Below are 16871 nucleotides of genomic sequence, written 5' to 3' on the forward strand. Positions count from 1 at the left end.
TTAATAACAATAAAGTTTTTTAATTTTTCTTCTGAGCTTCTGCTTGTTCCATCATTTCACGCATTTTCTTTTGGAACTTGTTTTCCTTCTTAGGTTTCTTCTTGTTCTCCTGTATCTGGGCATGAATTTTATCATTATCGAGAATAACATTCTTAATAACCAGCATGATACCGATAGTAATGGTATTAGAAACAAAGTAGTACAAACTCAATCCACTCGCATAATTATTGAAGAAAATCAACATCATGAAAGGCATTAGGTACATGATGAACTTCATGTTAGGCATACCTGGTTGTGTTGGCATGTTCTGACCTGTTGTCATCATCATATAAAAGAATATAGCGATAGATGCTAATATTGGAAACAAACTAACGTGATCACCATAGAAAGGAATAGAGAATCCTTCTGGGAACTGATAAACCGTATCAAAAGAAGAAAGGTCATCTGCCCATAAGAATGATTTCTGACGTAATGCAAATGATGTTGGGAAAAACATGAAAAGTGCATAAAAAATAGGCATTTGTATTACCGCAGGTATACAACCACTCATGGGACTCACACCAGCCTTACCATATAGCTTCATGGTTTCTTGCTGCTTCTTCATAGCATTGTCTTTATACTTCTCCCCCAACTCTGTGATTTCAGGTTTTAATACCTTCATCTTCGCTTGAGATAAATACGACTTATAGGTTACAGGTGACATTGCCAAACGAACTAAAATCGTCATTATAATTATAGCAATACCATAAGGAAAATATGTACTAATTAAAGAGTAGAAAGGTGTAAATACATAACGGTTGATCCAACCGAAAATACCCCATCCAAAAGGAATGGAATCAACCAGACCTAAATCTTCATACTGAGATAATGTATCTACATCTGTAGGACCAAAATACCAATGTAAATCTTTGGAGATTTCTCCGCCTTCCAATTCTACCGGTAGTGCAGATGCATATTCTTTTGTAAAGCCAAAAGTTCTACTTTCTTCTTCTACTAAATTAACAGAAGTTAAATCTCCGCTTTTAAAAGGCTGATCTGCTGCTAGAATACTACTAAAGAAATGCTGTCTGTAAGAAATCCACTTTACATCCTCTTCAGTCTCTTCATCATCGCTACCCTCAGAAAGCTTACTTATTTTACCATCTTCATGATTATAAGTTAAACGTGTATAACGATTTTCGTACTCAATACTTTTAGAATGACGTATACCCTTTAATTTCCAATCTAATTTAACTGGCTTGCTAGAGCTTATTACATTATCCAAACCTTTAGATTTAATAGTAAAATCTACCAAATAATCGTTCGGCTTAATAACATATCTATATTCCAGATATTGATTGCTAGATGTCTTTGCTTTCAATGATAATACCTTATTACCATTGTCATCTGTCATTGTAGGCTCAAAATATAAATCTTGAGTATTCAATGTTCTATTATCAGAAGTGGCGAAATCTAACCCGAAAGAGGCATTACCATCTTTCACCAAATAAACTGGTACAGAATCATAAGTAACAAATTGTTTCATTTTCGCTTCTACAATCTGCCCACCTTTATTACTGATCTTTAATAAAAGAACATCATTCTCTAAGGTAGTTATGTCATTAGAAGGTTTTGTAAAACCAAAAGCACCAAGTTTACCTTGGTAATTGGCAACTGCAGTTGAATCTTGTAAATCTAACTGTGGTACATCATTAATAACAGTTTCTGTTTCTGAATTTTCTGATGCTTTTACAGCCTCTACTTGTTCTTGCTTTGCCTTTTCTGCCTCTAACTCTTCTGGAGTTGGTTGGTTTTGGTAAAACATGAAGATGAGTATTCCAAAAATAAGCACGAAGCCAATTATGGATTGTACATCAAATTTCTTTTCTTCCATGTGGTATTTCTAATTAATTGGGAATATTTTGAATTTTTAAGAAAGCAAATATATGTCCAAATATGGTGTTTATGCCAATGTGGCATTAGTTTGTGCCTTTTTGTGCCCTAAAGCAGCCTTAACGAAGCCCACAAATAATGGATGCGGATTAGCTACAGTACTCTTATACTCTGGGTGATACTGCACGCCAATAAACCATGGATGGTCTTTTGCCTCTACAATTTCAACCAAATTAGTCTCTTTATTGAAACCTGTTGCCATAAGACCCGCATTCTCTAATTGCTCTAAATAAGCATTATTAAATTCATATCTATGACGATGACGCTCAGATATTTGAGAAGCACCGTTGTACATTTCTTTTACTAAACTACCATCTTTTAAATCACAGTCCCACGCACCTAAACGCATAGTACCACCTTTATCGGTTATGGTCTTTTGTTCTTCCATAATGCTAATTACAGGATCAGGCGTATTTTCATCCATCTCCGTAGAATTTGCATTTTTAAGTCCTAATACATCACGCGCAAATTCAATAACCGCCATTTGCATACCTAGACAGATACCCAAAAACGGAATTTTATTAACACGGGCATATTCAACAGCTTTCACTTTACCTTCAATACCACGCTCACCAAAACCTGGTGCTACCAAAATAGCATCCAATCCTTTTAATTTACTTTCACAGTTGGCAGCTGTAATGTATTCTGAATGAACAGATTTTACATTTACTTTAACCTCGTTTGCAGCTCCGGCATGTATAAAGGACTCCAAAATAGATTTATAAGAATCTTGTAATTCTACATATTTACCTACTAAACCTATAGTAACCTCATCTTTTGGGTTCTTATGTCTAGCCAAAAACTCGTTCCAACGACCTAAGTCTGGAGCTACATTATTTGGCAATGCCAATTTCTCCAAGGTTACGGTGTCTAAACCTTCTTCTTGCATTAATAATGGCACATCGTAAATAGTCGATGCATCAATACTTTGTATAACCGCTTCACGCTTTACATTACAGAAAAGCGCCAGTTTATCCTTTATCTCGTTAGAAATTTCATGTTCTGTTCTACACACAAGAATATCGGCTTTTATACCGCTTTCCATCAATGTTTTTACAGAGTGTTGTGTAGGTTTGGTTTTCAACTCACCTGCAGCAGATAAGTAAGGTACCAGGGTCAAATGAATAACAATAGCATTGTTATCACCTAACTCCCAAAGTAGTTGACGAACCGCTTCTATATAAGGTAACGATTCTATATCCCCTACCGTACCGCCTATTTCAGTGATAATAATATCATACTCACCACTATTGCCTAGTAGCTGTACACGTTCTTTTATTTCGTTTGTAATATGAGGAACTACTTGTACCGTTTTACCTAAAAATTCTCCTCTACGTTCTTTTTCAATTACGCTTTGGTAAATTCTACCGGTAGTAACATTGTTGGCTTGAGAAGTACGAACATTTAGAAAACGCTCGTAATGACCTAAATCTAAATCTGTTTCTGCACCGTCATCAGTTACATAACATTCGCCATGTTCATAAGGGTTTAAGGTTCCTGGATCTACATTAATGTAAGGATCTAGCTTTTGAATAGTAGTTTTGTAGCCGCGAGATTGCAGTAATTTCGCCAAAGATGCAGCAATGATGCCTTTTCCTAGTGATGAAGTAACGCCTCCCGTAACGAAGATGTATTTGGTTTGTGCCATGTATCGAATTCTATGTTACGGGACACAAAGTTACAAATTGAGGTTAGAACTTAACGGATTTCTTTAGGAAAATGTTTTTGTATTTTACGAATTATCGATTCTAAGCCGTTTGTTTTGATTTCTAACATAGAACGCAATAAATCTCCCAATTTACCATCAGGAAATCCTTTTTGATTAAACCATACCAAATATGGCTCTGGTAAATCAATTAAATACTTACCCTTATACTTACCAAATGGCATTCGGTAGTGTGCCAATTCTATTAACTTCTGCTTATCAGGATTAATTTCCATTTTTAAATCTAAAAAAATTATCTTTAAACAATCAACTACTCAAACTACAATTCAATTAACATGAAAAGAAGAAATTTTATTGGAACCTCAGCGGCTGCCTCTGTCGGATTCTTAACTACTTCAGCAGCAACGGCATGCGATAAAAACCCTAAAACTGATGCTAAATTAAAGTACAATATTAACCATAGTGTTTGTTATTGGTGCTATGGAAGTATCCCTTTTGAAGATTTTCTTAAAAATTTAGTGGAATTAGATATTAGATCGATTGATTTAGTTGGACCAGATGAATTTCCACTTCTTAAGAAATATAACATTCACGCTTCTATGTGCTGGGGTGCAGGTATGGGGATAGAGAAAGGTTTTAACGATCTTTCTTTACACGAAGAGTTAATTGCAGATTATGAGCGTGTAATACCATTAGTGGCAGAAGCAGGTTATACCAACTTAATATGTTTTAGCGGAAATAGAAACGGAATGAACGATTTAGTTGGATTACGAAATTGCGCCTTAGGTTTAAAAAAACTAATGCCTTTGGCTGAAAAGCACGGCGTAGTTTTACAGATGGAACTTCTAAACAGTAAGGTTAATCATAAAGATTATATGTGTGACACCTCTGAATGGGGCGTATCTCTTTGCCAAGCAATAGGTTCTGAACATTTTAAATTGCTTTATGATATTTACCACATGCAAATTATGGAAGGTGATATCATTAGAAATATTGAAGATTACCACCAGTACTACGGACACTACCATACTGGCGGAAACCCAGGTAGACATGAAATAGATGAAACCCAAGAAATTTTCTACCCTGCAGTTATGAAGGCTATTCTAAAAACAGGATATACGGGACATGTAGCGCAAGAATTCGTACCTAGCTGGGATGATAAAATTGCAGCACTAAAACAAGGCGTTACTATTTGTGATGTGTAATTGATGTAAATTCTAAAAATTAAAAAGCACTTCTTACAGAAGTGCTTTTTTGTTACCGAAAAATTTTATGGCTTATAATTTCAAAGCACTCTCAATCTCTTTCACCCACCATTCCTGAACAGGTAAATTTCTTGAGTAGTTGGTTTCTGAATCGTATTTATTTTGAAAATCATTCAATTGTCTAATGGTAGCTTTATAGATACTACGAATCTCTTCTTTTACATTCTTAGTAAATTTTGTCTCTGCCAATTGCTTTCGCAATTTACGCGCATAGAGCTCGGTAATATCAAAATGTAATTGCTCATGCAACAAGGTAACATCATTACACAACTTAGGCTTATACCATGACTTTGTTGGATAGAAATAGGCGAATACCTTATAGTCTACCTGTAATTCGTCATTCTCGTAAAAAGTGGAAAAGCGATAGGTAATACCGCTGGCTGTTGTTGCCGCAGCGCCGGAAGTTACGGGCACACTACCTTTAAAGTCATTCCAAGTAAATCTAAAATCTGGCTCCCAAGACACTACTTCTTGACTCCGAACATTATAAATGGTCAGTAGCGCTAATAGAAATAAAACAAAATGTGCCTTTTTTATAAGTCCCAATTATAAGTGATTACTTTCTCAATATCTGGATGTAAACTATAGTGCACAGGGCAAGTATTTGCCGTGTGCACTAAAATCTTTCTATTCTTATCTGAAATATCTTTTGGCAAATGAACTTCTACTTCTATTTTAGATATTCTTCTAGGTGAAGCAGCCATGTGCTTGGTAACAGATGCCGTAGTACCTTTTAAGTCTACTTCTAACCCGTTTGCCTTAATACCCATCATTGTTAACATACAACTAGCCAAACCTGTAGCAACGGTATCTGTAGGTGAAAATGCCTGACCTAAACCATTATTATCTACTGGTGCATCTGTCACGAAAGAATCATTCGATTTTAAATGAACACATTCAGTTCTTAAATCTCCGTTGTAGGTTACTTTTGATGTCATCTACTCTATTGTTTTAATTCTTAAATCATCCATCATCATAATGTATGAAGATTGATTATAATACCCTGCAACACCTTTTCTCTGGTAATTGAATTTATTACCGTTGTATTGAGTTTCACCAATAAATCTAGACACATCAATTAAACTGTTATTGTAAGCTAATTTCAACAAGAGGTCATAAGTAAGATCGAAACCTCTAACAGCATATTTATCTGGATCATCACCAAAACGTTTTCTGTAACGTTCAACAAATGAATTGTTTTTCACCTGACGATTTACCGAAGGATACGTAAACTTCAAATTAGATAAATGCGTATTTGAAATAACGTCATTTTCAAAAGCAGAATTCATATCTGTTGTAAACATGCGAACATTAACTTTGTCTTTACCTAACACAGGATCAAAAGCTGTATTATTGAATGAATTTAAAATAGATACTACACTGGCAATCAACTTATAATTATCAGATTCTACAAACACCCAGTTAGAAACATCATCTGAAAGTAGGGTTTGTAATTTATCTCTATTAATACCTATATTCTTCTCTTCTTCCTTTACTACAACTACTTTCGCCGTTGGAAATCGTTTTATAATAGCCTCTTTCTCCTTTTTATTATCCTCGTCTGCGATAATCAAAAGAGTTTCATCTTTATGGTTAGCTTCTACATAATCTAACATATGTTTCCAAAGCACTTCTTCATCAGTATATGAAAAGAATACATTATCTAAACTTAAATCGCTTTTTGCTGGTACCGGTGCTACCACAGGAACATTAAATTTAGATGCCTGTACTGCAGTTTCTTTAAGCGATGGTATATCTAAAGGTCCAAAAACCGCACTATAACTACCCAATTGTTCTCCTTGCAGAATCTCCTTTGTTTTCGCTAAATCTAATTGGTTATCAAACGTTTTTACATCAATTGATACTCCCAATGATTTCATTGAGTCAATAGCTACCAAAGCACCAGAATACAGACCTAGACTATATTTTAAACTATTTCGATTATCTATAATCTTTTCAGTCTCTTCTTTATTACTTAAATCAAGCTTGTCTAATCTAAAAGGCAACAAAAACAATACTTTAGGTCTTACAGATACATTTATACTGTCTAATAAGTTTACCTTATCTAATACCAAAGCATTTCTAACCTCAAAATCCCCAACATTATCTTTTGGTAATTTTAAAACCATACCAGCTTTTAGACCATCTTTTAAATCAGGATTCAAAGCAACCAATTCTGCCCAAGTCATTCCGAATTTTCTAGTTAACCGAAACTCATTTTGTTTTGGCTTAACTTCATAAAAAATGTAGTTATCAGTATTTATTTCCCCTGTTTCTACTTTCTGCTCAGGAATACGAATAATCATACCTTCTTTTAATCCGCCACGTTCTGTAATTTCAGGATTTAAGCGAACTATCTCGTCTGACTTAACACCAAATTCTTTTTCCAAACGATAAAAATTCATTTTGGCGGGTACAGTATATGAAGTATATAATTGTGTTACCTGATTTTTAACTGTGCTACCTGCAATTTTAGGCATTAACAATTCATATCCTTCAGATAAATAATTATTAGCTGTAGACAACCCTGGGTTTAGTTCTAGCATTCTTTCTATGGTAATACCATATTTATGAGCTATACTCCACCTTGTTTCTTTTGCTGCAACAATGTACTTTTCTAAATCATCTTGATTACCAACTACTTCTTCAACTTTAGGAGCACGGTATTTGGGAATACGCAAATCCATCTTCTTTTGAAGTGGAGAAGCATACAACTTCGGATTGTATTTTTTTAGCTCATCTTCAGTAATATTATACATCTGAGTAATGCCAAAAATTGTTTCCTTTTTCTTGACACGGTGCTCTGTATAACCAATAGGCTCTCTTGCCTTTACCGAATCTTGAACTACTCTAGTGTTTACTGTTGATGTTACCGTACTAGAAGTGGGTGTATTAGAAACAGGCGCACTTGTTTGCTCAACTATCTTTTTACCCGGCACTACCAATATCGTATTCGACCTCAGTTTCTGACCTTCACTAATTTCCTTATTATACTGTAATATACTTGCAGGTGAAACTCCGTACATTTTAGAAATGCTTTCTAAAGTTTCTCCTGATTTTACTTGATGGGTATTGAATTTTTGCGCCATTGCTGTGCAAGACACTAATAAACAAAATGACCCTATTAAGTAAATTTGATTAAACATGTATTTCATACTATTCCCATTCTATTGTTGCTGGTGGCTTTGAACTTATATCATATACGACACGATTGACCCCAGGGACTTTATTAATTATATCATTTGATGTTTTTTGTAGAAACTCATATGGCAAATTCACCCAATCGGCTGTCATACCATCTGTACTTTCTACAGCTCTAAGCGCTACACATTTTTCATACGTACGCTCATCTCCCATTACACCAACACTATTTACTGGCAGTAACATAGCACCTGCTTGCCATACTTTATCATACAGATCCCATTTTTTTAATCCGTCTATAAAAATAGCATCTACTTCTTGTAGAATAGCCACTTTCTCTGGAGTGATATCCCCAAGAATACGAATTGCCAAACCAGGACCAGGAAAAGGATGTCTACCCAACAATGCCTTGTCGATACCCAAGCTAGCTCCTACTCTTCTTACTTCATCTTTAAATAACATCTTCAATGGTTCTACCACTTTCAATTTCATATAATCTGGCAAACCACCTACATTATGGTGACTCTTTATAGTTTGTGACGGACCACCGGTTGCTGATACAGATTCGATAACATCAGGATAAATTGTACCCTGTGCCAACCATTTTGCATTTTCAACCAAATGTGATTCATCGTCAAAAACTTCTATAAATACACGACCAATTGTTTTTCTTTTAGTTTCTGGATCACTCTCACCAGCTAAATCATCCAAAAAACGTGCCGAAGCATCTACACCTTTTACATTTAAGCCCATACCTTCGTATTGCTTCAATACATCACTAAACTCGTTCTTTCTTAAAAGACCGTTGTTCACGAATATACAATGAAGGTTTTTGCCTATTGCTTTATGCAACAAAACTGCTGCTACGGTAGAATCTACTCCACCAGATAATCCTAAAATCACCTTTTCATCTCCAATTTTTTCTTTTAACTCTGCTACTGTTTTATCAACAAAAGCATCGGGAGTCCAAGTTTGTTCCATGCCGGCAATATTCACCAAAAAGTTCTCCAAAACTTGTTTTCCGTCCTTTGAGTGATATACTTCTGGGTGAAACTGAATTGCATATGTCTCTTCGCCTTCAAACTTAAATGCTGCATTTTCCACATCGTGGGTACTTGCCAATAAGGTTGTATTCTCTGGTAGGTGCTTAATCGTATCTGCATGGCTCATCCATACTTGGCTGCCTGTATCAACTTTATCAAAAAATGGTTCGTTTTCCTTAATAAAGCTAAGGTTGGCACGACCATATTCTCTTGTATTAGATTTTTCTACACTACCACCATGAAAATGCGCCAAATACTGTGCGCCATAACAAACGCCCAATAATGGTTTTTTACCGCGTATTTCAGACAGATCCGGATGAACGGCATCTTCGCCCCTAACCGATAAAGGAGATCCAGAAAGAATCACCGCTTTATACTCAGAAAGGTCTTTTGGTAGTTTATTATAAGGTTTAATTTCGGAGAAAATATTCAGCTCACGTACACGTCTTCCAATCAATTGGGTGTATTGTGAACCAAAATCTAGTATCAGGACTTTATTTTGCATGGGCAAAAATAGCAAATTGACAGTTCTTGAAAAGGATCTTTTGTTATATTTAAACTCTATTTTAAATATTTTTCATGAAACACGTTAGTGCATTAATTTTTGGAGTAGCAATTGTTATTGCTGCCTATTTTTTGGGTAACGCATATATACAAAGGGCGAATCCCCCACAAATGATATCTGTTACTGGTTTGGGTAATGAAAATTTTACTTCTGATCTTATTGTTTGGGAAGGTCAATTTTCTACAAATAGCACCGTATTAAAGACAGCTTTTGATCAATTAAATAGAGATAAAGAGATTGTTCGCCAATATTTGACATCTAAAGGTATTGATGTGAGCAGCATAATTTTCAATAGTGTACAAACTACAGAAATGCGAGATAACCAATATGAAAATGGAAATTACGTGGGTAGTATTTTTAGAGGTTATCAATTAATTCAGACTCTAAAAATAGAATCTGAAGATGTTGCGTTAATTGAAGGTGTTTCTAGAGAAATAACCGAATTATTGAATAAAGGGGTGCAATTCAACTCTTCACCGCCAAGATATTACTATACCAAATTAGCGGACCTTAAAATTGAAATGATTTCGAAAGCTACCGAAGATGCTAGAATACGTGCTGAAAAAATAGCTGAAAATGCAGGTAGTAATTTAGGTGATTTGGTTTCTGCCAATATGGGCGTATTTCAAATTACGGGTCAAAACTCTGGTGAAGATTATAGTTGGGGCGGTGCATACAACACCTCATCTAAAAATAAAACAGCATCTATTACCATGCGCCTAGAATACAAGGTAAAGTAATAGTGTTACTTTGATTAATGTCATTTATTGATCTGGTAAAGAATATATTAAATATAAAAGCCCGGTAATCACCCGGGCTTTTCAATCAACCAATTATCAAACCGAATACTTAATAAATCTTTTTCATAACAATCTGTATTCAAATACTAAGTCGTTACTTATCTTTTCAACTTACAATCTTATTTCAAAAAAAAAGAAAGCTCAGGAACCACCCCGAGCTTTCACATAATCAAAAACCAAATTCAAACCAAAGCTTAAAAATTGAACCTAATCAATTTCCTTTTCACAGCTATTACTTATATAACAACCAACCTCTCTTTTACCCTACCTTTAAATCGTATTATTTTTACCTTTAGATAAATCACCTGCATGATAAATTCATTTTTTGAAGAACTAAATACTGAAATACACAACGGAGTAACTGAAAGAGGACACCCGTTCAGGTTCATTACCATGGCAACGGTAGGCAATGAAACAGTAGCTCGTTTGCGTACTGTAGTACTTAGAGAGGTTAGCGATGATTTACGTTTAACTATTTATACAGATGGTCGCACTGAAAAGATGAAACATATTGCGGATAATAATCAAGTTAGTTTTCTACTATATCATCCTGAAAAAATGTTACAATTAAAGGTTGAAGGTACTGCCCAAGTAATTACGAATAAAGATAGATTGAATACCACTTGGCAAAACATTCAACCCAACAGCAGAAAAGATTACATTACTCAAATTAGCCCAGGTAGTTCTATTAAAAACCCTGATCATGTAGAATATATTGAAAACGAAAACTACTTTACGATAATTGATATTATTCCGTCAAAAATTGAATATTTAAAACTTCAGCGCCCTAATCATATTAGAGCACTATTTACAAAGATCGATGATAAATGGAATGGGGAATTTTTAGTTCCTTAATCTGTGCAGAAATATAGATTTTCTTTTTCTTTTCCAAAACCAATCAAACTATCTACAGGTGTGGTTTGTTTTACTTCGGATAGATTAATCGTTATTTTAACTTCCTTTTTATGTTTGAATTCTAAGGTTCTCAAGGAATAATCATCTGCAGAAATTATTGTTCGCTCAGGATGTAACAATCGCACATTACCTGCATAGGTTACATTAGGAAGCACCCATTGATATTCATCATAATTCTTGTTCAACTTATTGGCAATAGGCTCAAAACCAAAATGAACAGATGATGGAATATTCAATATTTTTTCTATTGGTGTTCTTATAGTTTGAACACCAATTACGGCAATAAAAACCCAGTACCCAACAGATAACAATGTCGCTTTATTTTTAAAACTAAGAGTCTCTATCAGTAGTACTACAAAAGGAATAAAAAGTGGCAGTAACCACCTCGTCTCTACTTTCTGACTTTGAAAAACAAGAAAGAACAAGCCCAACACTATAAATTGTACCAAGAACATTTTAGAAAACCAGTGTAATTTTTGCTTATTGAAACCTATGAATTTTGAGAAGTAGCCAATACCAACAACTAGAAGAATAGGAAACAACAAAGCAAACAACGCCTTCCAATAAATTAAAATCGGCATAAATGAAAATTCCGATTCAACTTCTTCGATTCCTATTTTCTCTTCAATACTAGATGCTAAAAAAGATTGAAATCCGTCAGGCCCCAATAACCAATAGACATGTGGCGCAACTAACAAACAAGAAAGCAAAATAGTGAACAACATTTTCGGGTTAAATACTATAGCTCTCAAATCTTTATCCCATAAAAAACCTAAGGCGAAGGTTACAAGAAAAAATGCATAATTGTATTTAGATAATAAACCTACACCCACGACAAAACCGAGTAATAGATAATTTGAAATCGATTTTCGTTGCATCAATAACTGTATACAATAGTATGACGCTACTACACTTAAACACAATAGACTGGTATGTGAAAGCCTTCTGAACGTAAAATCTATATACACCGGTATTAAAGCCAATGCCAAAACAGCCAATTTAGATGTATCAGCATCTTTAATTCTTAGCTTAGAATATCGATACAACATAAGTAATGTGCCGGCAAACAAAATTCCTCTAAGAATGGAAAATGATATTTTACCTACACCAAATATAGTATTGAAACCATATTGCAACCATGTATAAAATGGTGGCTGATCGTCATAACCCCAACGAAGCCATTGCGAATAATATGCCTGTTCAGCGTCTTCTAACTCCAAGGCACTTTTAAAAAATGTAATTAAGGTTATGGCTAAAAACGATAATAAAGCAAGTACGGCTATCTTATTTAGAGATACGTTCTTGCCCATCTTTTATTTTTGGGTAATAACGGTAAAGCTTAAATCTAACGGATTTAAGGCTTCAAATAACATAGGCACTAAGTCTTCGCCATAAGCCAAATAAAACTCAGAAAAATTCAACTGACGTTCTTGAAGCGACTGGTTCGGAAAAATTTCATTCTGTAGTTCTGTCATTCGAACTACGTGATCTTTCAATTTTCTTTTCTGCGCTTGCAACAATCTTTTTTCTAAAGCATCTAAGCCTTTTTTCTGCTTTACTTCTTGTGCTTTTACAGCTCCTAAAAATGACTTATCGGTCTTTTCTGTTAGTACGTATAAATCTTTAAACTGCTCTTCAAGCAATTTCTTTTGTGGAGAAAAATCAATGTCGATATTAGAAATTTCTCGAATTTTTTTATTGATAAGGCTGTTCTGCTTTAAGAATATATCTGACTTAGAAATATTCATTCGCTCTAGCTTTTCGGCTTGTTTCTCGGTAATGATCAAAGCTGAATTTCTAACCAATAAAATTGGAAAAGGAACATTCATCGCCTCAAAAGCTGCTTTCAATTCTAACCAATAGGCAATCTCTCCGCCTCCGCCTATATAACACAGATTAGGTAAAATCACTTCTTGGTATAATGGTCTTGCGATTACATTGGGTGAAAAACGCTCTGGGTGAGCATTCATCTCTTCTACCAACCCTTCTTTAGTGAAAGAAATAGTTGTTTCATTTACTAAATACTTCTCTTTACTTTCAATAATTCTTTCGCGAATACCATCTTTTAAATAGAAATAGTTGATTTCACGCGGATTTACCTGTACCGGATAATCAGATGAAATTTCCTCTATATCTTTAATGGTTTCTGATACTTTTTTGAACGCAGTTTGCTCAAAAATATCTTTCTTCATGTACGGTATAAGCGTCTTTTTTAAGTCTACATCATCACCATCAACAATTACTAATCCGTAGTCCTTAAAAATTTCGTTTGTTAAAAACCTAGTTGCATTCGTTAGGTTATCATGTTTCAGATATGCGTTTTCAAACAGATTTTTTAGCCTTTTAGCATTGTTACTGTCGCCAATAGTTTTTGAGTATAATGTAAAAACCTCTTCTAACCCTTTGGTAGGCAAATGCCCAACAGCACCAGATGCTTCCTTATTCCATTGAAATTTTAATCCCTTGAAATTAAAATAATTGATTTCGTCAAAATCGTGATCTTCTGTAGCCATCCAGTAAATAGGTACAAAATTACTATCAGGATATTCCTTTTTTAACTGCTTCGTTAAATTGATTGTAGAAATAATCTTGTATAAAAAATACAACGGACCCGTAAAAAGATTTAACTGATGTCCCGTAACTATAGTGAACGTGTTTTTTTCTTTTAAGAGATCAATATTAGCCGCTGTACCTTTAGAAGTATCGGTGTTTTTATATTGATTTTGCATTGAAGAATGCAGCACATCTCGTTGAGCTTGGGTAAAATGCTTCCCTTTCTCTTCAATTTGTCCTTTAAATCCGTTAACATCGGGAAACCGATTGTACAATGGTTTTAACTTGGTATTTTTAGCGACGTAATCGCAAATTAATTTCGAAAAATAGCCCGTTTTTTCTAAGGGTAAACAATCAATATCCATATAAAAAGTAAATACTTGGTAAATATAAAACCCTTTCGTTTTACATTTCCTAAATATAAGTTAATTACCACTAGTATTAAATACCCGATTACTCGTCAAAATACAAGCCAAATCAAGTACATTTTGCATTTATTTTAATAGATTTGACTGACTCTCAACACAAATAACTATATGAAACTAATTTTACGCTACGCATTATTTTTTATCCCACTTTTGAGTTTAGCTCAACTAAAATCTCCTTCAGAATTTTTAGGTTATGAATTAGGCACACAATTTACAAGACACCATGAGGTTGTTGATTACTATCAATATTTGGCAGAGGCTGAACCGCAACGCATGACGCTTATTGAATATGGTAAAACCAATGAACGCAGACCGCTGTTATTGGCTACCATTTCTACAAAAGAAAATATGCAAAACCTCGACAATATTAGAGAAGAGCATATGAAAGCCTTAAACGGTGAAGGCTCACCAGATAAAGCTATAGTATGGCTTAGCTACAATGTGCATGGTAATGAAAGTGTTAGTACTGAAGCTTCAATGCAAACCATTTATGATCTATTTACTAGCAAAAGCAGTTATCTAGAAAACACAGTCGTATTAATGGACCCTTGTATTAACCCAGATGGTAGAGATCGTTATGTAAACTGGTACAACCAATTTAAAAACTCACCAAATCAAGTTGACCCAAATAGCAAGGAGCACCATGAAAATTGGTGGAGCGGTCGTAGCAATCACTATATGTTCGATTTAAATAGAGATTGGGCGTGGCTTACACAAGTAGAAAGTCAGCAACGTTTAAAGCAGTTTAATAAATGGCTGCCTCACGTACATGTAGATTTTCACGAGCAAGGTGTTGACAACCCTTATTATTTTGCACCAGCTGCTGAACCTTTTCATGAAGTAATTACGGATTTTCAAAGAGAATTTCAAGAAACCATTGGTAAAAACCATGCTAAATATTTCGATGAAAACGGATGGTTTTACTTTACAAAAGAAGTATTCGACTTACTTTACCCAAGTTATGGCGATACCTACCCTACCTATAATGGCGGTATTGGTATGACTTATGAACAAGGAGGTGGCGGTCGTGCCGGTCTTGGTATTACTACCAGTATTGGTGATACGCTAACGTTAAAGGATAGAATTTCTCATCATCTAACTACTGGTTTGTCTACCGTAGAAGTAGCATCAAAAAATGTATCGAAATTAAATGACGAGTTTAAAAAGTTTTACCTGAATAAAAATTTCAAATACAAAAGTTATGTATTGAATGGTAACCCAGATAAATTAGAGGTTTTAGCAAGTTTATTAGACAAACATGAAATAAAATACCAAGCTGGCACCAATAGTACGGTTAAAGGGTACAGCTATACAACTGGCAAAACAGGATCGTTAAAAAGCACCAACCAAAGTTTAGTAATTTCATCAAATCAACCGAAAAGCACTTTGGTAAAGGTATTGTTCGAACCTATGGCAAAACTAAGCGATTCTGTTACTTATGACATTACTGCATGGTCTTTACCTTATGCCTACGGATTAGATGCTATTGCCAGTGAAAGTAATTTTAACGGTTCTTCTGCTGCACCTAAAAAGCCTGAGCTTAAAAATATAGATGCAAACAAGTATGCTTATTTGGCGGACTGGAATAGTATGAAAGACGCTCAATTTTTGGCTGAATTATTACGCAATAAAGTACGTGTGCGTTATGCGCACAAGCCTTTTACATTAGATGGTATTTCTCATGAGCGCGGTACATTGATTATTACGAAAAGTGATAATAAGCAGTTGAAGAATTTTAATGATATTTTAAATACGGCTTCTGTTAACCATTCTAAAGAATTAATATCTACCAATACTGGCTTTGTAGAAAGCGGTAAAGATTTTGGCTCGGGTTATGTTGACGTTATTCAGAATTTGAATATTGCCGTACTTTCTGGAGAGCCTACTTCTACCCTTCGCTTTGGAGAAATATGGAACTTTTTTGAACAACAATTAGACTACCCTATTTCTGTATTGGATGAGGATTATTTTGCACGCGTAGATCTTGCCAAATACGATATTTTAATTTTACCTGATGGTAGAGGTTACAATAGCTTTTTAACCACCTACAACAAAGAGAAAATTAAAGACTGGGTAAAACGTGGTGGAAAATTAATTGCCATGGGTGGCGCTATTGATGGTATTACAGCTTCTGACAAAGACTTTGCCCTCAAAGAAAAAGAAATCAAAAAAGACTCTTCAAATACCATTGAATCTTTTGAAATTTCAGAAAGAGAACAAATAAAATCTGCCATTACAGGAGCTATTTTTAAAGCAACGGTTGATAACACAAATCCTTTGGCATATGGCTACAGCGATACTTATTTCACCCTTAAACTTGGCTCAAGTTCTTACAAGTATTTAGAAAATGGTAGTGCAGTGTATTTAAGCAAAGGCAACAATGTACCCGTATCTGGATTCGCAGGTAGCGAGGCAAAGAAAAAAATTGCCGAAACCTTAATTTTCGGTACCGAAGAAATGGGGCGAGGACAAGTAATATACATGGTAGACAATCCGCTATTTAGAGGTTTTTGGGAAAATGGAAAACTATTTTTCGCTAACGCTTTATTCATGGTTAACTAGA

13 protein-coding genes are annotated in these 16871 nt (G+C 34.7%); 4 read left to right on the top strand and 9 right to left on the bottom strand.

Annotated elements, in window-relative coordinates; translation table 11 throughout:
* Positions 1–19 precede the first annotated feature (19 nt).
* The 3 genes from yidC to BUC31_RS15450 all read right to left on the bottom strand — a co-directional run bounded on the left by yidC (position 20) and on the right by BUC31_RS15450 (position 3873).
* Positions 20–1873: a membrane protein insertase YidC gene (gene yidC / locus BUC31_RS15440; RefSeq protein ID WP_073245753.1), complete on the bottom strand. Its 1854-nt coding sequence runs from the start codon at positions 1871–1873 to the stop codon at positions 20–22.
* 69 nt (positions 1874–1942) lie between these two features.
* Complete coding sequence (locus tag BUC31_RS15445) at positions 1943–3580, bottom strand: CTP synthase (RefSeq protein ID WP_073245755.1); 1638 nt, start codon at positions 3578–3580, stop codon at positions 1943–1945.
* 50 nt (positions 3581–3630) lie between these two features.
* Positions 3631–3873, bottom strand: a complete 243-nt coding sequence (locus BUC31_RS15450) for a DUF3820 family protein (RefSeq protein ID WP_073245757.1) — start codon at positions 3871–3873, stop codon at positions 3631–3633.
* A 60-nt stretch (positions 3874–3933) separates the two neighbouring features.
* On the opposite strand from BUC31_RS15450, the gene BUC31_RS15455 reads away from it, so the two are divergent.
* Entirely contained in the window at positions 3934–4803 is an 870-nt protein-coding gene (locus BUC31_RS15455; protein ID WP_073245759.1) for a hydroxypyruvate isomerase family protein, read from the top strand.
* Positions 4804–4875: 72 nt separating this feature from the next.
* Here BUC31_RS15455 and BUC31_RS15460 read toward each other — a convergent pair whose 3' ends face one another.
* The 4 genes from BUC31_RS15460 to guaA are packed head-to-tail and all read right to left on the bottom strand — an operon-like array spanning position 4876 to position 9552.
* Positions 4876–5409 (bottom strand): DUF922 domain-containing protein, encoded by a 534-nt coding sequence (locus BUC31_RS15460; protein WP_073245761.1) that lies wholly within the window; start codon positions 5407–5409, stop codon positions 4876–4878.
* Positions 5397–5801: an OsmC family protein gene (locus BUC31_RS15465; protein WP_073245763.1), complete on the bottom strand. Its 405-nt coding sequence runs from the start codon at positions 5799–5801 to the stop codon at positions 5397–5399. The genes BUC31_RS15460 and BUC31_RS15465 overlap by 13 nt, the downstream gene beginning before the upstream one ends.
* The gene (locus BUC31_RS15470) at positions 5802–8018 is read right to left on the bottom strand and encodes a LysM peptidoglycan-binding domain-containing protein (RefSeq protein ID WP_073245765.1); all 2217 of its coding nucleotides are present in this window, start codon (positions 8016–8018) and stop codon (positions 5802–5804) included.
* Position 8019: 1 nt separating this feature from the next.
* The gene (gene guaA / locus BUC31_RS15475; protein WP_073245767.1) at positions 8020–9552 is read right to left on the bottom strand and encodes a glutamine-hydrolyzing GMP synthase; all 1533 of its coding nucleotides are present in this window, start codon (positions 9550–9552) and stop codon (positions 8020–8022) included.
* A gap of 74 nt (positions 9553–9626) precedes the next feature.
* On the opposite strand from guaA, the gene BUC31_RS15480 reads away from it, so the two are divergent.
* Positions 9627–10352: an SIMPL domain-containing protein gene (locus BUC31_RS15480; protein ID WP_073245768.1), complete on the top strand. Its 726-nt coding sequence runs from the start codon at positions 9627–9629 to the stop codon at positions 10350–10352.
* Between the two features lie 369 nt (positions 10353–10721).
* On the top strand, positions 10722–11267 hold the full coding sequence (locus tag BUC31_RS15485; protein ID WP_073245770.1) for a pyridoxamine 5'-phosphate oxidase family protein: 546 nt from the start codon (positions 10722–10724) through the stop codon (positions 11265–11267).
* Here the strand turns inward: BUC31_RS15485 and BUC31_RS15490 are convergent.
* A complete protein-coding gene (locus BUC31_RS15490) occupies positions 11264–12637 on the bottom strand; it encodes an ArnT family glycosyltransferase (RefSeq protein ID WP_073245772.1) in 1374 nt (457 codons plus the stop codon). The two genes, BUC31_RS15485 and BUC31_RS15490, sit on opposite strands and share 4 nt — an antisense overlap.
* Before the next feature lie 3 nt (positions 12638–12640).
* Positions 12641–14245: a bacillithiol biosynthesis cysteine-adding enzyme BshC gene (gene bshC / locus BUC31_RS15495; protein ID WP_073245774.1), complete on the bottom strand. Its 1605-nt coding sequence runs from the start codon at positions 14243–14245 to the stop codon at positions 12641–12643.
* Positions 14246–14416: 171 nt separating this feature from the next.
* On the opposite strand from bshC, the gene BUC31_RS15500 reads away from it, so the two are divergent.
* Positions 14417–16870, top strand: a complete 2454-nt coding sequence (locus BUC31_RS15500; protein ID WP_073245776.1) for a M14 metallopeptidase family protein — start codon at positions 14417–14419, stop codon at positions 16868–16870.
* Position 16871 lies beyond the last annotated feature (1 nt).

The organism is Maribacter aquivivus (assembly GCF_900142175.1).
GTDB lineage: Bacteria > Bacteroidota > Bacteroidia > Flavobacteriales > Flavobacteriaceae > Maribacter > Maribacter aquivivus.